Below are 16,757 nucleotides of genomic sequence, written 5' to 3'. Positions count from 1 at the left end.
GCGGTTACTTATGATCCTTCACGGAAGCCAACGCTGAACAAACCCCACGATACGCTTGACCGCATCGCTTTCGAACAGTCTTGGTGTAAAATAGGAACCAGCGGCACGTTTGTTAACCTCCCCTATTGTGGGATAGGGCGCGACCATGTTCGCAACATGCTTCATCTTCAGCTTGTTGGCCAGCACAAGCGCCCAGAGGCTGATGAGTTCCCCGGCCTGATACCCGGCAATCGACGCGCCAACCGGGCGGCCTTTGACCACCATCACCTTGATAAGGCCCGTGGTCTTGCGTTCGGCAATGGCGCGGTCGTTGTGGTCATAGTGAAAGCGGACGACCTCCAGGTTCATACCGTGCTTCTGTTTGGCCTGCTCTTCCGTCAGCCCCACCTGCGCCAGTTCCGGGTCGGTGTAGGTGACATGGGGGATATGCGACGTACCGGCCTTGGCCGGCAGCCCGAACAGCGCCGAGCGGATCACGATCCCCGCATGATATCCCGCCACATGGGTGAACTGCAGGCCACCCGCCACATCACCGATGGCGTAGACCTGTCTGTTGGTGGTCTTCAGGCTCGCATCCACCTCAATGCCGCTTTTCGTGGTCTTGATCCCGGCCTTACCAAGGTCCAGATCATCGGTATTCGCGCGTCGCCCCACGGCAACCAGCAGATGCGTGCCGCGAAACACCGCGCCATCCTCGACCTCAACCTCAATCGCGCCCTCGGTGCCGCGCACTTGCCTGGCCTTGGCATGTTCGGCGATCTCGATGCCCTCACCGCGCAGGTGTTTCAACACGATCCCGGTCATTTCCGGATCGTCCTTGCCCAGCGCGGTTGCGCCTTCGATCACCGTGACCCTGCTGCCCAGACGCCGATGCGCCTGCGCCATCTCCATGCCGATAGGGCCGCCTCCGATGATCAGCAGGTGTTCGGGCCGCTCGCGCAGCTGCCACAGCGTTTCGTTGGACAGATACGGCACCCCGTCCAGCCCGGGAATCGGCGGCACAAAGGGCGAAGACCCCGTCGCAATCACCACCCGGCGCGCGGTGATCACATGCTCGCCCGCCTGCACTTCGGTCGCAGAGATAAACCGCCCCCGCTCGCGGATGACCCGCACGCCCAGTGCCTCGAATCGCTCCTGCGAATCGACTGGGGCGATCTGGTCGATGACTCCCTGCACATGGTCCTTGGCGGCGGCGTAATTCACCTGCGGCACCACATCCGCGACGCCGAACTGGCTGGCGTGGGTCATCCCCCAGGCGGCCTTTCCGCTGGCGATCAGCGCCTTGCTGGGCACACAGCCATAGTTCAGGCAATCGCCGCCCATCTTGTGATCTTCCAGCAGCACCACAGACGCGCCCATCTGCACCGCCCCCGCCGCCACCGAAAGGCCCCCTGACCCGGCACCGATCACCAGAATATCCGTCTTGATGCGTTCCATGGGTCAGAGGCCTTTCTTGCCGCGCACGGCCTTGAGAAGTATGGGCAGCGCCGCCAGCGCGCACAGCCCGAGAATCGGCAACAGGATCTGCGGCTCGAAGATGATGCCAAGGTCGGGCGTCTCGCCCCGCGCGAACACCTCACCCAGCCCCGCGCCCACAGACGTGTAAACCACCGCCCCCGGAATGATCCCGACAAAGGTCGACACGGCAAAGCGCAGCAAAGGCACCCCCACAAGGGCCGGCACAAGGTTGGCCACAAAGAACGGCACAGCCGGCACCAGCCGGATCAGGAACAGCATCGACCACTGATTTTCGTCGATTCCATCCTTGATGCGCTTCACAACGCCCTCGCCCGTCTCCATCCGCGCGGCAAGCCGTTCGCCCAGACCCCAGCGCGCGGCAAGAAAGATCAGAACCGCCCCCAGCGTCGCCGCGGAAATGTTGAACAACGCCCCCGGAAAGGTCGCAAACAGGAACCCGCCGGTCAGCGTCGCGATCGTCGCCCCGGGAAGGGAAAAGGCGACGATTCCCACATAGGCCAGCATGAACACCGCGACAGTCGCGATGTAATGCGCGTCCCGCAACGCCAGCAGCGCCTCGCGGTTGTCGCGCAAAGTGTCAAAGGTCAGATGATCCCGCAGCGTGAAAAACCCCACGGCTGCGACCACCGCTATCGCAATCAGCGGCAGTTTCCGGCCAATGCCGGGCTTGCTTTCGGTCTGGGTCATATCTGACATCTCATGGGGCTTCCGTATGTCGTGTCGTTGCATTCACACCTAGAACATGCGCAGACCCCGCGCGGAACAACAGCCGCCTCACGGGCGATTGATGCACAGTGACCCCACAGCAGGCGAAATGGGGCGCCAAAGTCGGAACTGTAACATTCGACGCCCGGCCTCGCGCACTTTGTTGCAACATCGCGGCCCTAGCCGTTTGACATATCACCAACCCTTGCCTATAGCCCGGTCTTCGAATGTATCAGCCCCCGCGACTCCGATCGCCCGGGCCAGCCTAAAGACGGAGACGGAGCGATGACGAAACGCACCTTTCAGCCCTCGAACCTCGTGCGCAAGCACCGCCACGGGTTCCGTGCACGCATGGCCACCAAAGCCGGCCGCAAGATCCTGAACGCCCGCCGCGCCCGCGGCCGGAAATCGCTGAGCGCGTAAGCGCCAGACGAGACCGTTCCAGAGATGACACCGCCGGAGGCCCCCGAAACTGATCCGGGGATAAAGCCCCCGGCGGTTTCGCTTTGCCCAAAGACAGGCTCTGCCCCGCAAATCCAGCGGATGCAAAAGCGCGCCGAATTTCTGGCCGCTGCCCGTGCGGGTCGACAAGGCACGGCCAGCATGATGGTGCAGGCGCGCAACCGCGCCGATGACGTCACGCTGGTGCGTGTCGGCTTTACTTGTTCCAAAAAGGTCGGCAATGCCGTGGCGCGCAACCGCGCAAAACGCCGCCTGCGCGAAGCCGCGCGGCTGGTCCTGCCCGACGTTGCCCGCCCCGGCTGGGATTACGTGCTGATCGGCCGATTCGAGGCGACTGCCAAACGGCCTTTCCCCGACTTGCAGCAGGACCTGCGCGACGCTCTGCGCAAACTGCACAGATGACCCCCCTTGCTCATATCCTCGCCCTGCCCGTCCGGGCCTATCGCGCGACCTTCTCCCCTATTGTCGGCCATAGCTGCCGGTTCCAGCCGACCTGTTCGGCCTATGCGCTTGAGGCGCTGGAACGGCACGGCGCGTTTCGCGGCGGCTGGCTGACCCTGCGCCGACTGGCCCGCTGCCACCCCTTTGGCGGTTCGGGAATCGACAACGTCCCCGACTGAGCGCCCAAAATTTTTTGCAAAAATTTTTCTTGGCCGACTCGCCATGATTTGCTAAGGCTCACGCAACGTAACCCCGAACCAGCAGGAGGGATGACATGACTCTATCATATACATCGCTCCCGGGCGCGGCGGCTTCGTTTACCTGCGGCATGTCGCGAAGCTGACGCGCCCCGACTGATCCCGGCACGACGCCCCGGATCGTTTTTTTTCCAAAAAAACTGATACCTCCTGATCCGGTCCATCCTGCATGCCCGTCATGCCGGTTCACCCCGGATCTTTCATACCCCGATCGAAAGGTCCGGACCGCCCATGGTGGCCGGAAAATCCATATGATGAAACTTGTCCAGACACCCCCGGTCCCGCCCGGGCCTCCCCCTTTGCAGGACGTCATCGACCGGTTCGGTGCATGGCGCGTGCTGCTGGCCGCCCTTGCGGCCCTGCTCTGGCGCAGGCCCGTTGTGCCGCGTCCTGCGGCGCGCCGCGCCGTTCCGCTCAGCGCGCATATTAGTCGCGACATCGGCCTGCCGCCCCCCGGATCCGCGCCGCAACAGGACCCACGCACGATGCGGTTGCCACACCTCTTCTGACATCCTGCCCGGTGGCGCGGGCAGGACATCACCCGGCCCCTCTGGCCATATCCGAGCCATACGCTTTCCATACGGCAGCCATACGCAATCCATACGCCGTTTTCCGGCCAGGTGTTGCGCCGAATCCTTAGCGCGCCGCACGGCTCTTGCCCGGTGCACGCAACTGCATTAAGCCCGGGCTCATGCTTGATCAGGCCGACGATATTCACCCGCTTTTCTACGGTGCTCCAAAGAGCACCGAGTTCAAGAAGCTGCGCAAGCGGCTGGTCCAGAACGTGCGCGAGGCGGTGGAACAATACGGCATGGTCACCCCCACCGATGACGGGCCACCGCCGAAATGGCTGGTCTGTCTGTCGGGCGGCAAGGACAGCTACACCCTGCTCGCCATCCTGCATGAGCTGAAGTGGCGCGGGTTGCTGCCCGTGGATCTGCTGGCCTGCAATCTTGATCAGGGCCAGCCCGGTTTTCCTGCCACCGTCCTGCCCGAGTTTCTGAGCCGCATGGAAGTGCCGCACCGGATCGAATATCAGGACACCTATTCCATCGTCATGGACAAGGTGCCCGCCGGGCGCACATACTGTTCGCTATGTTCCCGCCTAAGACGTGGAAACCTATACAGAATTGCGCGGGAAGAGGGCTGTTCGGCAGTCGTTCTGGGGCATCACCGCGACGACATTCTGGAAACGTTTTTCATGAACCTTTTTCACGGCGGACGTCTGGCGACCATGCCCCCCAAGCTGGTCAACGAAGAGGGCGATCTGTTTCTGTATCGCCCGCTGGCGCATGTGGCCGAGGTCGATTGCGAGGCTTTTGCCAAGGCGATGAACTACCCGATCATTCCCTGTGATCTCTGCGGCTCGCAGGACGGCTTGCAACGTCAGCAGGTCAAGCAGATCCTCAATGGCTGGGAACGCAACAGCCCCGGTCGGCGTCAGGTGATGTTCCGCGCCCTGATGAACGCGCGGCCGTCACACCTGCTCGACCCCAAGCTGTTCGATTTTGCCGGTCTCGCGCTTGGATCCCCAACCACCGAGTGATCTCACTCCCAGGCCACTCCGCTTTGAGCAGATCAGCCGGGCAGAATGTGCAAAATTTTCCCGATTTTCGCCAGCTGCGTTAACCGTGCCCTCAACGCCTCCCGGTAGGCTGCCTTTGTAAGAATCAAGAGGCAATCCCGTGCCAGCTACAGCTTCGTCACGCATCACACGTCTTCGATTCCTGTTGCGGGCTTCTCTCAGGGGGCCGCATGTTCTGGCTTTTCTACCGGCCCTTGCCTTGGGAAGTTTCTGGATAGGCGGAGAGGGATTTCTACTAGCTGTGACACTGGCCGTGCCGGTTCTGCTCGCTGCGTCAGGTGGCATTGAATTGCCATCTTCGATGGGCGCTGTCTTGACGCGAAATCCCAATTTTATCGATACCCACGGGGCAATATCGATGTCCGATGACGCGCTTGGCCGCGCTCGCGCGTCGTCCATGTACACTGCATGCATCCTGATCGACATCGACGGGATCGAGATCCTGGAAGAACGGTTTGGCGACACCACAGTACAATCGGCTCGGGATCTCATGTTGGCCCGACTCCGCACCCCCCTGCGCAAGAAGGATCGGGCTGTGCGTATTGGTGACACAAGGTTCATGGTGCTGCTCGGCCCCGCGCTCCGTCTGGATCTGGAATCCCTCTTGCAGATTACCAGCCGCCTGCAGTCCGTTCTGGAAGAACCGGCATCGATCAGAGGCACCACCCAGTACATGACGGCGACCCTGGGCTTTTGTAGTAGCGTCCGCCTGCCGGACGCAGCTGCCGGGCGGGACATGTTCGAAGCGGCAGGGGCTGCTCTGAGTGACGCACTGGCGAACGGCCCTTCGGCGATCCGGGCCTGGACCGACAGTATCAAGGCCGCCCGAATCGCCAGACAGTCGCTGCGCATCGAAGCGGCTCGGGCACTTGAGAACGGCCAGATTCAGGCTTGGTACCAGCCGCAGATATGCACCTCGACGGGCCGTGTCAGCGGTGCCGAGGCGCTGGCCAGATGGATACACCCGGAACGAGGCGTTATTGCCCCGCACAACTTCCTCGAAATCCTTGAGGAAGATGGCCGCATGCCACGGCTTGGAGAGGTAGTCCTGAGTCAGGCCCTGAATGAATTGCACAGCTGGGACAAGGCGGGGATCGACGTCCCGCGGGTGAGCGTCAATTTTTCCATGTCGGAGCTGCGCAATCCAAAGCTGGTGGAACTACTTAAATGGGAAATCGACCGCTTTGAACTGACCCCGCAACGACTGGGCATCGAGGTGCTGGAGACCGTCATTGCCCAGACAAAGGATTGCATCGTCGTGCGGAATGTTGCCGCCTTGGCCAAGCTTGGCTGCTTCGTCGATCTTGATGACTTCGGGACCGGGCACGCTTCTATCACCTCACTTCGTCGCTTTGCCATCAGTCGCCTCAAGATTGACCGGAGTTTTATCACGCGCGTGGATCGGGACGAAGACCAGCGACGGATGATCGCCGCCATCCTCAGCATGGCCGATCGCCTCGGGCTGGAAACGCTGGCCGAGGGCGTTGAAAGTGTTGGCGAGCATGCGCTTCTGGCACAGCTCGGCTGTGATCATGTGCAGGGCTTCGGGATCGCCCGGCCCATGCCCGCAGATCAGTTGGTGACCTGGATCAAAGCGCACAACGCCCGCATCGCCGAAGCGCCCCGACTTGGCCGCCGCAGCAGCTGATCCTCTTGACCGGGCGGCCGCGGCCCTGCCCCCCGCAGCACAGGCCATACCGCAGGGACGAGTGCCTGACCCGACGCCATTGGACGCAGAGCAAAGCAAAACCCGGCGAAACCGCTTGACCTTTGGTGCCCTTGTCTGTTGAACCCAAGCCTGACTTACAAAGGACAGGTACAGTCCCACATGGACGATCAGAACAAGAACCTCATCCTGGCAACAGTGCTCAGTTTCGTCGTGATCCTGACTTGGTTTGTCCTCTTTCCTCCGCCCGAACCCGAGGAACTGGACCCCAACGCTCCTGCCGTGACAGAGACCGAAAGCCCCGTCAGCCCCGCGCTTGCGACCGCACCGACGGCCGCGCCCGGAACCGTGCCGGGAGCCGAGGCTGCCGCTGCAGTCAGCGCCGAGACGCGCCGCGTCGAAGTGGAGACTGCGCGGCTGTCCGGATCGATCTCGCTTATCGGTGGCCGGATCGACGACCTGAAGCTCAAGGATTACCGTGTCACGATCGACCCGGACTCTCCCATCGTCCAGATGCTGGGGCCGGTAAGTTCGCCGCAACCCTACTACGCCCTGTACGGATGGGCGCCGGGCGCAGGTCTCACCCTTGAAGATGTGCCGGGGGCCAATACCCCCTGGGCGGTTGAGAGCGGCGAGACCCTGACGGCCGAAACGCCCCTGACCCTGCGCTGGGAAAGCCCCGCTGGTCTGATCTTCCATCGCACCATCGCGGTGGACGAGAACTTCATGTTCAAGGTCACGCAGTCGGTGGAAAACACAAGCGGCACGCAGACTTCGCTGGCCCCCTACGGCATCATTGCGCGGCGCGGTGAACCTGCTGATCGCAAGAAATTCTTCATCCTGCATGAAGGCGTCGTGGCCATGGCCGACGGCACCCTGACCGAAACCGATTACTCCGACATGCCGGACCTTGACGTCATCCCCTCCGAAGGCGCACGCGCCGAGGTGTTGCAGGTCGAGGAAAACGGCTGGATCGGGTTCACGGATCATTTCTGGATGTCGACGCTGATCCCGCAAGCGGGATCCTCGTTCAAGGCCGTCGCCAAATACGATGACGCCCGCGACATCTATCAGACCGAAGCCGTGCTGCCGACCATGACGCTTGCCCCGGGTGAGACGAAAGAAGTCACCACACAGCTTTTCGCCGGTGCCAAGGAATGGGAAACCATCCGCGAATACCAGAAGGAAGGCGTGGACCGGTTCATCGACAGCATCGACTGGGGCTGGTTCTTTTTCCTGACCAAGCCGATATTCTGGGTGCTGCACCATCTCAATCAGCTGATCGGCAACATGGGTTGGTCCATCATCTGCCTGACCCTGCTGATCAAGGCACTGCTGTTCCCGCTGGCCTACAAATCCTACGTCTCGATGGCCAAGATGAAGGAACTTCAGCCCGAGATGGAGAAACTGAAGGAAAATGCCGGCGACGACCGTCAGAAACTTCAGCAGGGCATGATGGAGCTTTACAAGAAGAACAAGGTCAACCCGGCCTCGGGCTGTCTGCCGATCCTGATGCAGATCCCCATCTTCTTCTCGCTCTACAAGGTGATCTTTGTCACGCTGGAACTGCGCCACGCGCCTTGGCTCGGCTGGATCCGCGATCTGTCTGCGCCGGACCCCAGCTCGATCCTGAACCTGTTTGGCCTGCTGCCCTTTGCGGCGCCGGATCCGAGCTCGTTCCTTGCGATCATCAGCCTGGGCATCCTGCCGATCATCCTTGGCATTTCGATGTGGCTGCAGCAAAAACTGAACCCGGCGCCCACCGACGCGACGCAGGCGATGATCTTTGCCTGGATGCCATGGGTCTTCATGTTCATGCTGGGATCCTTTGCAAGCGGTCTGGTGCTTTACTGGATTGCCAACAACACGATCACCTTTACCCAGCAGTATCTGATCATGCGCACGCAGGGGTATAAACCGGACGTGTTCGGCAACATCACCCGTAGCTTCAAACGCAAGACGAAAACCGACAAGAAATGACCGGACGCGTGACCGACATCTGGCGCCACCCGATAAAGAGCCATGGCCGCGAGGCCATGGGGCGGGTGGCGCTGTCGGCCGGTCAGACCCTTCCCTGGGACAGGGTCTGGGCCGTTGCGCACGATGCGTCGAAGGCGGAGGGCAGCCATTGGGTTTCCTGCGCGAACTTCAGCCGGGTGTCCAAGGCGCCGCAGCTCATGGCGATGACCGCCGAACTGGACGAAGGTTCGGAAACCATCACACTGCGCCATCCGGAGCGCCCGGATCTGCCATTCTCTCCTGATCGCGACGGCGCGGCCTTTCTCGAATGGGTCAAGCCACTGATGCCCGCAGATCGCGCACAATCAGCCCGAATCGTCCGGGCGCGTGAACGTGGCATGACCGACAGCGATTTCGCCAGTGTCACGCTGTGCAACATGTCCTCGCACCGCGCTGTTGAACAAAAGATGGGGTGCCCCCTTTCGATCCATCGCTGGCGCGGCAACATCTGGATGGATGGCCTTTCCCCCTGGGAAGAGTTTGACTGGATGGATCACGAAGTACAGATTGGCACTGCCGTACTCAAGGTACGCGAACGCACGGACCGCTGTGCCGCCACAACCACAAACCCCGATACCGGGATTCGTGATGCCGATACATTGGCCGCACTCGACAGCTGGGGCCACCGGGATTTTTCCGTTCGGGCAGAGGTCGTCCGGTCGGGCGAAATCGCCTTGGGCGACACAGTGAGGGCCCTCTGATGCAACTCCCCTTCCCCATTGCCGAACAGCCTGACGAACAGGTGATCGAGGACGCCCGCCGCCTTTTTGCGGGCGAGACCGAATTCCTGAAGGGTGTCGTCGCCATGGACGGCATGCCGCCCGACGACCGGCTTGAGGTCTGCTTTGCCGGCCGCTCGAACGTGGGCAAGTCAAGCCTGATCAACGCGCTGACCGGTCGCAAGGGTCTGGCCCGTGCGTCCAACACGCCGGGGCGTACGCAAGAGATCAACTTTTTCACCCTGGCCGACAGCCACTATCTGGTTGACCTGCCGGGGTACGGCTATGCAAACGCCCCCGTCGCCGTGGTCGAAAAATGGCAGCGTCTGCTCAAGCAATACCTGTCAGGCCGCGCCACGCTGCGCCGGGCCTTTGTGCTGGTCGACACCCGCCACGGCATCAAACCCGTCGACGAAGAGATCATGACCCTGCTCGACAAGAGCGCGGTGACTTTTCAGGTGGTCATGACCAAGGCTGACAAGGTCAAGGAAGCCGAACAGGAGAAGATCCTGGATCAGGTGCGCGAAAAGCTGGCGAAACATCCCGCAGCCTACCCCGAGCTGGTGATGACCAGTTCGGAAAAGGGTGACGGCATTCCGCTGTTGCGCTCGATCATCGCGACGCTGACCTGAGCCACAAGGCACAGACTTGTATACGGTGCGCTGCCTGCGTCGATTGCGGGCGGTGCCCAGTTTTGCCAATTCGTTTTAACGCATATGGCCGGGGACTCATGACCAGTTGATCCCATACCGCCACTGACGCCGCTCTTGCACGTCCCCGCGACACGTCGGATAAAACGAAGAGTCGCAGAAGGACCCATAAGGATGAAGCAACGCGCAATGGATCAGGATTGGATCGCCACCGCCCGGACCCTCTCAGAGGCCCTCCCCTACATGCAGCGCTATTCCGGCGCCGTTGTGGTGGTAAAATTCGGCGGCAATGCCATGGGCGACGCCGATGCAATGGCCGAATTTGCCCGGGACATCGTGCTGATGCGCCAGGTCGGGGTGAACCCGGTTGTCGTGCACGGCGGTGGACCGATGATCAACGACCTGCTGAAACGGCTGGGCATCGAATCGAAATTCGTCCGGGGCAAGCGCGTGACCGATCAGGCCACTGTCGAAGTTGTCGAAATGGTTTTGACCGGCCTTGTGAACAAGCGGATCGTACAGGCGATCATGGACGAAGGCGGTCGTGCCGTGGGCCTTTCCGGCAAGGACGATGATCTCATGGTCTGCGAAATGGAGGATCCGGAACTTGGCTGGGTCGGGCGTCCGGTCGAAATGAACGTGCAGGTGCTGCGCGACCTGATGGCCGCCGGGATCATCCCGGTTGTCGCCCCGGTCGCCACCGGCATGGACCCTGTCGAGACCTTCAACGTCAATGGCGACACCGCCGCCGGCGCGATTGCAGGTGCCCTGAAGGCGGATCGCCTGCTGCTGCTCACCGATGTGTCGGGCGTCAAGAACGCGGCCGGAGAGGTCATGACCGCCATGACCCCCGAAGAGGTCCGCGCCATGATCGCCGATGGAACCATCGCTGGCGGCATGATCCCGAAAACCGAAACCGCCCTGAAGGCGATCGAGGACGGGGTGCGGGGCGTGGTCATCCTGGACGGCCGGGTGTCCAATGCCTGTCTGCTGGAAATCTTTACCGAACATGGCGCGGGTTCGCTGATTCGCTCTGCGGAACTGGCGCCACGCGAACAGAAGTGACGCTGGATGAGGTCGAGGCCACAGCGCAAGCGCAGGCCCTGACGATTCACGGCGCGTTTCATTGCTCTGCCGGGGACCAGACCCCGGCAGGCCACAAGACTTTGCTGATGTTCGGACCCGATGAGCCCCGATTCTGGCAGGTGTTTTCCCAAAGCCCGGAACATGGGGATGGCGATCTCGACCCGCTCGACCGTTGGTCAAAGCGGGTCATCGGCGCGCTGGCACGGCTCTGGCATGGCCAGGCCATCTTCCCCAGCGATGGCCCACCCTATCCGCCATTCCTGCGATGGGCACAGGCCACCGGGCGCTGCTGGCCGTCGCCTACGGGCCTTCTGGTTCACGACAAGACCGGCCTTATGGTCAGCTTTCGCGGCGCCATCGCCCTGCCCGACCAGCTGGAGCTCCCCTTTGCACCGCCCGCCCCCTGCCCCGATTGCACGGCACGCCCTTGCGAAACTGCCTGCCCTGTTGGTGCCCTCGCGGCGGACCGGCCCTATGACGTCAACGCCTGCCGTACACATGTCATGTCAGCGGCCGGGGTCGATTGCCGCCGGAACGGTTGCCTGACCCGCCGCGCCTGTCCGGTTTCCCGTCAACAGGACCGCAATCCGGCACAGGCCGCTTTTCACATGGCCGCCTTCGTGAAAGAGTGAAAGTCCGACTTGTTTGTGTTGCTCAGTGCCCCAAGGAAGAAAAGCCCATGCGTCTTATTCTCATGCGTCACACCAAATCCGACTGGTCCCTGGATGAGGAAGACCACGCGCGTGCGCTGAACCCGAGGGGCGAGGCAAGCGCGCGCATATTGGGTGAATGGCTGCGGGCAGAGAACTATTTGCCGGATCAGGTGCTTTGTTCAACATCCGCGCGGACGCGTCAGACACTGTCGCTTTTGCAGCTTTCGGCACCGGTGCAGTTCGAGCGGGAGCTATACCTAGCCAGTCCGGAACTGCTGCTGGAGATACTGCGCGGTGCCACCGGACGCGTGGTGCTGATGCTGGGCCACAATCCCGGGATCGCAGCGCTGGCTGCCATGTTGGCCAGCGTGTACCCATCGCATATCCGGTTCCGCGACTATCCGACCGGCGCCACGACGATCATGGATTTCGACATCCCCAAGTGGGCCGATCTTGTCCCCGGAACGGGAAACGCGCGGGATTTTGTGATCCCGCGCGAATTGATGTCTGTCTGAGCGAGAGCGCACCGGCGCGGTTCAGTGCCCCAGGATCTGGCTCAGGAACAATTTGGTCCGCTCGTGCTGCGGGTTGAGGAAGAATTCCTCGGGCTCATTCTGTTCCACGATCTGGCCCGCATCCATAAAGATCACCCGGTTCGCCACCTGACGGGCAAAGCCCATTTCATGCGTGACGCAAAGCATGGTCATGCCTTCTTCGGCCAGTTGGACCATTGTATCCAGCACTTCCTTGATCATCTCGGGGTCGAGTGCTGAGGTGGGTTCATCAAACAGCATGATGCGCGGCTGCATGCATAGCGAGCGGGCAATCGCCACCCGCTGCTGCTGACCGCCCGAAAGCTGGCCGGGATACTTGTTCGCCTGATCGGGGATCTTCACCTTGGTAAGGAAATGCATCGCAAGTTCTTCGGCTTCTTTCTTGGGTGTCTTGCGAACCCAGATTGGTGCCAGCGTGCAGTTTTCAAGGATCGTGAGATGCGGGAAAAGGTTGAAATGCTGGAACACCATCCCGACTTCGGAGCGGATCCGGTCGATGTTTTTCAGATCCGAGGACAGCACGGTGCCATCCACGGTGATCTTGCCCTTCTGATGCTCTTCCAGCGCGTTGATGCACCGGATCAGCGTGGATTTTCCGGACCCCGAAGGGCCCGCGATCACGATCCGTTCGCCGCGATGGACGGTCAGATCAATGTCGCGCAGCACGTGGAAGGTGCCGTACCATTTGTTCATGTTTTCGATCGAGACGGCAACCTCGTCGGAGACTTGCAATTTTGCAGCTTCAGCCATGTGTCAGCTCCTTACTTATGATCGGTCTGAAGCTGACGCTCCAACCACTGTGAGTATTGCGAGATGCCGTAGCAGACGACAAAGAACAGCAGCGCGGCAAAGCCCAGAAGCTCCCAATAGACGCCATTCCATTCGGTCGACGCCAGGATCGGTCCACGGATCATGCCGACAAGGTCGAACATCGAGATGACCGAGACCAGCGTGGTGTCCTTGAACAGGCCGACAGAGACGTTGACGATGCCCGGGATCGAGATCTTGAGGGCCTGCGGCAGGATGATCAGGCGCATCTTCTGCGCGTAATCCAGCCCCAGCGAATCGCCCGCCTCGTATTGACCGTTCGGCAGGGCAGCCAGACCACCGCGGATCACCTCGGCGATATAGGCCGATGCGAACATGGTGATCATGATGATCACCCGCAGGATCAGGTCAAAGTTGGTACCCGGCGGCAGGAAGTAGGCCAGAACCACGCTCGCGACGAACAGCAGCGTGATCAGCGGCACGCCGCGGATGAACTCGATGAAGAGGATGCAGATCCATTTGATGATCGGCATGTCCGACTGCCGCCCCAGTGCCAGCGCAATGCCGAAGGGAATCGAAAGTGACACGCAGACTGTACCCAGAAGCATGTTCAGCATGAAACCGCCCATGTCGCGGCTTGGCACTGCTTCGATCGCCAGAACCCCATCAACAGCGATGAAGCCGGTGATCCACCAGAAGGCCAACGCCGCCGCAATGCCGCCAAAGAAGCCGGCAGCAAAGCTTTGGGCCACGAAGCGGCTGTAAACCAGATACCCGACGATCAAACCGAGCAGCGCAAAGATCGGAATCAGGATCGAACCGCCCCAGATCAGGAAGTATGCGATGAACGGATAGAGGGCGGTAAAGATAAGTATCTGCTTGGGAAACACCTTGCTGAAGAGCACCGGTGCGATTGCGACGAACAGCAAGAGAAACGCCAGAGCGGGTCGCCAGTAGATATCGCTGGGGTACTTGAAGCCGAACAGCAACTGGTTCCAGCGTTCAGTGAGTACCGCAAAGCAGCCGCCCACTTTGCCATCCAGAATTTCGCGGCATTCGCGGATCGACGGTGCGTCCCACACACCGTTCACGATCCATGGCAAGAAGCCCGAGATCAGAAAGTAGAGCGCGGTCAGTGCCGCAAGCGTCAGAAAGCCGTTGGCGATGGATGAAAACAGGTTGGCGCGCATCCATTTGATGGCGCCCGCCTCGCCCAGTGGCGGCTCCGACTCAGGGATCATGGAATCCCGTACGTATCCGATGGACTGCTGGTGTGTGTCTGACATCTCAGCGCTCCTTCAGACTGATGGCTTTGTTATAGACGTTCATCAACCCCGAGATCGTCAGGCTGATCGCAAGATAGAAGGCCATCAGCAGCAGAACGCATTCAATCGCGCGCCCCGTCTGATTGAGCGTGATGCCCCCCAGCGTCCCGGCGATGTCCATGTAGCCGACCACGATGGCAAGCGATGAGTTTTTGGTGATGTTGAGGTAGTTAGAAATCAGCGGCGGAATGATGACCCGCAGCGCCTGAGGTAGGACCACAAGGTTCATGATCCGGTTGGGACGCATGCCCAGCGATGCGGCGGCCTCGGCCTGGCCCTTGCTGACCGACTGAATGCCGGCGCGTACGTTTTCAGCGATGAATGCGCCGGTATAGATGGCCAGCGCCCACCAGAGCGCGATCAGCGAGCCAAGGATCTGGATGCCGCCCTGAAAGTTGAAGCCTTTGAGTTCCGGGTAATCCAGACCGATGGGACGTCCGAGCAGGAAAAAGACCAACAGCGTCGGCACGAAAAGGATGACCAGCGACGGCCAGCCCATCGGCAGCAGCCTGCCGGTGTCGAACAGCAGTTTCTTGGCATAGCGGCGGTACATAAACACACCGATCACCGAGGCGACAAAGACCAGCGCGACGATCAGCGACCCCGGCCCCCAGACCGGCGCGGGCAGATAAACGCCGCGGTTGGTAAAGGCGAAGGCCCCAAACAGCATCGACGCCGTCGCATTGTCCCCCCGGAACGCATTTGGCGCGGGCAGGACAACGGTCATGATGGTGAAGATGATGATGATCCAGATCAGGACCGGCACATTGCGGAACGCCTCGACGTAGATCGACATCAACTTGCGTACGAGCCAGTTGGGCGACAGCCGCAGAATGCCGGCGATGACACCGATGATCGTGGCGGTGATGCAGGCGAGAAAGGCAACCAGCAGTGTGTTGAGGATACCGACCACCGCCGCCGTCCAATGCGTGGACCGGCTGGAGTATTCGATCAGCGTCTGGTTGATGTCGTAATTCGACGATTCACCCAGAAAATCAAAGCTGATGTTCAATCCCGCCGCGCGCAGGTTCGCAAAGAGGTTGGACCCGAGATAGCCAAAAATCGCGATCACGATCACAAGAGCGATGAACTGGAATGTGTAGGAACGATAGCGCGTGTCGTTGATCAGCATGGATAGCCGAAACGATCCGCTCGGCGGGTCGCTGAGTGTTGTCATGAATGACATCCCTGATATCCCCGATTTTTTTCCGCCGACAGGTTGATCCCATCTGACGATCCGCGGGGGTTATGTTGTCCTGGGTTACAGGAGAAAGGGCGCGAGGGTATCCCCCCGCGCCCTAAGGTTTTTCGGATTTACCGGAACGGCGGGCTGTACATCAGGCCACCATCGGTCCACTGCGCGTTCAGACCGCGCGACAGACCGATCGGCGTGTTCTCACCGATGTTCTTTTCAAACAGCTCACCGTAGTTGCCGCCTGCAGCAATGGCTGCTTTGGCCCAGGTCGGTTCCAGACCCAGCATCGCGCCAAGGTTGTCTTCGGTGCCAAGGATCCGGTTCACTTCGGGATTGTCGGTGCCAGCTGCCAGCTCTTCGATATTGGCAGACGTGATGCCGTACTCTTCGGCCGCGACCAGCGCGTAGAAGGTCCAGCGTACGATATCGCCCCAGTCGTTGTCGCCGTGGCGAACAAGCGGGCCAAGCGGCTCTTTCGAGATGATTTCGGGCAGAACGACGTGATCGCCCGGTGCTTCGAATGCCGCACGTGTCGCGGCCAGGCCGGAAGCGTCCGTTGTGTAGACGTCGCAGGCACCGTTCAGGTACTGCTGCTGCGCCTCGGCGTTGGTTTCGATCGGCACGGGCTGGTAGCTCATGTTGTTCTTGCGGAAATAGTCAGCAAGGTTGAGCTCGGTCGTGGTGCCGGTCTGGATGCAGACAGTCGCGCCGTCGAGTTCCTTGGCCGAGCTTACGCCCAGAGCCTTGGGAACCATGAAGCCCTGACCGTCATAGTAGTTCACGCCGACGAAATCGAACTTGAGGTCCGTGTCGCGCGAGAAGGTCCAGGTCGTGTTACGGGCCAGAACGTCGATTTCACCGGAAGACAGCGCCGTGAAGCGGGTCTTGCCAGTTGTGGGAACGAATTCGACTGCAGTCGGATCGCCCAGAACGGCAGCAGCAACGGCACGGCAGATACCGACGTCAAAACCATCCCATTTACCGTTTGCATCCGGGGCCGCGAACCCAACGAGACCAGTGGTCACGCCGCAGTTCAGTTTACCCCGTGCCTTGACATCGTCCAGCGTGGCAGCACCGGCAGCGCCAGCAGCAAGTGCTGCTACCGTCAATGTGCCAAGAATTACGGTTTTAGTCATGTTAACCTCTTCCTGTTTTCTCCGTTCCCTTATGAAACGGTTTTTTTGAACGGCCAC

At 60.9% G+C, this 16,757-nt stretch carries 18 protein-coding genes; 12 read left to right on the top strand and 6 right to left on the bottom strand.

The annotated features are described in order from the left end of the window. Positions 1–18 precede the first annotated feature (18 nt). Positions 19–1,437 carry a dihydrolipoyl dehydrogenase family protein gene (locus tag CHB75_RS11415; protein WP_089270678.1) on the bottom strand — a complete coding sequence of 473 codons (1,419 nt, stop codon included), beginning with the start codon at positions 1,435–1,437 and terminating at the stop codon, positions 19–21. 3 nt (positions 1,438–1,440) lie between these two features. Beyond that, complete coding sequence (locus CHB75_RS11410; RefSeq protein WP_089270677.1) at positions 1,441–2,175, bottom strand: TVP38/TMEM64 family protein; 735 nt, start codon at positions 2,173–2,175, stop codon at positions 1,441–1,443. Between the two features lie 294 nt (positions 2,176–2,469). On the opposite strand from CHB75_RS11410, the gene rpmH reads away from it, so the two are divergent. The 12 genes from rpmH (at position 2,470) to CHB75_RS11350 (ending at position 12,237) form a co-directional block, all read left to right on the top strand. Continuing rightward, on the top strand, positions 2,470–2,607 hold the full coding sequence (gene rpmH / locus CHB75_RS11405; RefSeq protein WP_089270676.1) for a 50S ribosomal protein L34: 138 nt from the start codon (positions 2,470–2,472) through the stop codon (positions 2,605–2,607). 24 nt (positions 2,608–2,631) lie between these two features. Then, entirely contained in the window at positions 2,632–3,048 is a 417-nt protein-coding gene (gene rnpA / locus CHB75_RS11400) for a ribonuclease P protein component (RefSeq protein WP_089270675.1), read from the top strand. Then, entirely contained in the window at positions 3,045–3,266 is a 222-nt protein-coding gene (yidD, locus tag CHB75_RS11395) for a membrane protein insertion efficiency factor YidD (protein ID WP_089270674.1), read from the top strand. Before rnpA ends, yidD begins: the two co-directional genes overlap by 4 nt. A 329-nt stretch (positions 3,267–3,595) precedes the next feature. Beyond that, positions 3,596–3,853 carry a hypothetical protein gene (locus CHB75_RS11390; RefSeq protein WP_089270673.1) on the top strand — a complete coding sequence of 86 codons (258 nt, stop codon included), beginning with the start codon at positions 3,596–3,598 and terminating at the stop codon, positions 3,851–3,853. 182 nt (positions 3,854–4,035) lie between these two features. After that, entirely contained in the window at positions 4,036–4,890 is an 855-nt protein-coding gene (ttcA, locus tag CHB75_RS11385; protein WP_089270672.1) for a tRNA 2-thiocytidine(32) synthetase TtcA, read from the top strand. A gap of 397 nt (positions 4,891–5,287) precedes the next feature. Continuing rightward, a complete protein-coding gene (locus tag CHB75_RS11380; RefSeq protein WP_245840913.1) occupies positions 5,288–6,577 on the top strand; it encodes a putative bifunctional diguanylate cyclase/phosphodiesterase in 1,290 nt (429 codons plus the stop codon). A 180-nt stretch (positions 6,578–6,757) separates the two neighbouring features. Continuing rightward, positions 6,758–8,575 (top strand): membrane protein insertase YidC, encoded by a 1,818-nt coding sequence (gene yidC / locus CHB75_RS11375; protein WP_089270670.1) that lies wholly within the window; start codon positions 6,758–6,760, stop codon positions 8,573–8,575. Beyond that, entirely contained in the window at positions 8,572–9,315 is a 744-nt protein-coding gene (locus tag CHB75_RS11370; protein WP_089270669.1) for an MOSC domain-containing protein, read from the top strand. Before yidC ends, CHB75_RS11370 begins: the two co-directional genes overlap by 4 nt. After that, positions 9,315–9,965, top strand: coding sequence for a ribosome biogenesis GTP-binding protein YihA/YsxC (yihA, locus tag CHB75_RS11365; protein WP_089270668.1), 651 nt, complete (start codon positions 9,315–9,317; stop codon positions 9,963–9,965). Before CHB75_RS11370 ends, yihA begins: the two co-directional genes overlap by 1 nt. A gap of 192 nt (positions 9,966–10,157) precedes the next feature. Next, positions 10,158–11,048, top strand: coding sequence for an acetylglutamate kinase (argB, locus tag CHB75_RS11360; protein WP_089270667.1), 891 nt, complete (start codon positions 10,158–10,160; stop codon positions 11,046–11,048). Positions 11,049–11,155: 107 nt separating this feature from the next. Beyond that, entirely contained in the window at positions 11,156–11,701 is a 546-nt protein-coding gene (locus CHB75_RS11355; RefSeq protein WP_342745306.1) for a ferredoxin, read from the top strand. Between the two features lie 47 nt (positions 11,702–11,748). Next, on the top strand, positions 11,749–12,237 hold the full coding sequence (locus CHB75_RS11350) for a SixA phosphatase family protein (protein ID WP_245840910.1): 489 nt from the start codon (positions 11,749–11,751) through the stop codon (positions 12,235–12,237). Positions 12,238–12,258: 21 nt separating this feature from the next. Here the strand turns inward: CHB75_RS11350 and CHB75_RS11345 are convergent, their stop codons facing one another. The 4 genes from CHB75_RS11345 to CHB75_RS11330 all read right to left on the bottom strand — a co-directional run bounded on the left by CHB75_RS11345 (position 12,259) and on the right by CHB75_RS11330 (position 16,700). Beyond that, positions 12,259–13,026: an amino acid ABC transporter ATP-binding protein gene (locus tag CHB75_RS11345; RefSeq protein ID WP_089270665.1), complete on the bottom strand. Its 768-nt coding sequence runs from the start codon at positions 13,024–13,026 to the stop codon at positions 12,259–12,261. 11 nt (positions 13,027–13,037) lie between these two features. Continuing rightward, complete coding sequence (locus CHB75_RS11340; RefSeq protein ID WP_089270664.1) at positions 13,038–14,330, bottom strand: amino acid ABC transporter permease; 1,293 nt, start codon at positions 14,328–14,330, stop codon at positions 13,038–13,040. Between the two features lies 1 nt (position 14,331). Then, entirely contained in the window at positions 14,332–15,546 is a 1,215-nt protein-coding gene (locus CHB75_RS11335; RefSeq protein WP_089270663.1) for an amino acid ABC transporter permease, read from the bottom strand. Positions 15,547–15,683: 137 nt separating this feature from the next. Continuing rightward, on the bottom strand, positions 15,684–16,700 hold the full coding sequence (locus tag CHB75_RS11330) for an amino acid ABC transporter substrate-binding protein (protein WP_089270662.1): 1,017 nt from the start codon (positions 16,698–16,700) through the stop codon (positions 15,684–15,686). Between the last annotated feature and the right edge of the window lie 57 nt (positions 16,701–16,757).

This window comes from Puniceibacterium sediminis, from assembly GCF_900188035.1.
GTDB lineage: Bacteria > Pseudomonadota > Alphaproteobacteria > Rhodobacterales > Rhodobacteraceae > Puniceibacterium > Puniceibacterium sediminis.
This window is presented reverse-complemented; position numbering and strand designations above follow the sequence as displayed.

Bases quoted from the DNA above. Each gene is read 5' to 3' on its own strand.
- CHB75_RS11415 (WP_089270678.1), bottom strand. From the start codon at position 1,437: ATGGAACGCATCAAGACGGATATTCTGGTGATCGGTGCCGGGTCAGGG.
- CHB75_RS11410 (WP_089270677.1), bottom strand. From the start codon at position 2,175: ATGTCAGATATGACCCAGACCGAAAGCAAGCCCGGCATTGGCCGGAAA.
- rpmH (WP_089270676.1), top strand. From the start codon at position 2,470: ATGACGAAACGCACCTTTCAGCCCTCGAACCTCGTGCGCAAGCACCGC.
- rnpA (WP_089270675.1), top strand. From the start codon at position 2,632: ATGACACCGCCGGAGGCCCCCGAAACTGATCCGGGGATAAAGCCCCCG.
- yidD (WP_089270674.1), top strand. From the start codon at position 3,045: ATGACCCCCCTTGCTCATATCCTCGCCCTGCCCGTCCGGGCCTATCGC.
- CHB75_RS11390 (WP_089270673.1), top strand. From the start codon at position 3,596: ATGATGAAACTTGTCCAGACACCCCCGGTCCCGCCCGGGCCTCCCCCT.
- ttcA (WP_089270672.1), top strand. From the start codon at position 4,036: ATGCTTGATCAGGCCGACGATATTCACCCGCTTTTCTACGGTGCTCCA.
- CHB75_RS11380 (WP_245840913.1), top strand. From the start codon at position 5,288: ATGTCCGATGACGCGCTTGGCCGCGCTCGCGCGTCGTCCATGTACACT.
- yidC (WP_089270670.1), top strand. From the start codon at position 6,758: ATGGACGATCAGAACAAGAACCTCATCCTGGCAACAGTGCTCAGTTTC.
- CHB75_RS11370 (WP_089270669.1), top strand. From the start codon at position 8,572: ATGACCGGACGCGTGACCGACATCTGGCGCCACCCGATAAAGAGCCAT.
- yihA (WP_089270668.1), top strand. From the start codon at position 9,315: ATGCAACTCCCCTTCCCCATTGCCGAACAGCCTGACGAACAGGTGATC.
- argB (WP_089270667.1), top strand. From the start codon at position 10,158: ATGAAGCAACGCGCAATGGATCAGGATTGGATCGCCACCGCCCGGACC.
- CHB75_RS11355 (WP_342745306.1), top strand. From the start codon at position 11,156: ATGTTCGGACCCGATGAGCCCCGATTCTGGCAGGTGTTTTCCCAAAGC.
- CHB75_RS11350 (WP_245840910.1), top strand. From the start codon at position 11,749: ATGCGTCTTATTCTCATGCGTCACACCAAATCCGACTGGTCCCTGGAT.
- CHB75_RS11345 (WP_089270665.1), bottom strand. From the start codon at position 13,026: ATGGCTGAAGCTGCAAAATTGCAAGTCTCCGACGAGGTTGCCGTCTCG.
- CHB75_RS11340 (WP_089270664.1), bottom strand. From the start codon at position 14,330: ATGTCAGACACACACCAGCAGTCCATCGGATACGTACGGGATTCCATG.
- CHB75_RS11335 (WP_089270663.1), bottom strand. From the start codon at position 15,546: ATGACAACACTCAGCGACCCGCCGAGCGGATCGTTTCGGCTATCCATG.
- CHB75_RS11330 (WP_089270662.1), bottom strand. From the start codon at position 16,700: ATGACTAAAACCGTAATTCTTGGCACATTGACGGTAGCAGCACTTGCT.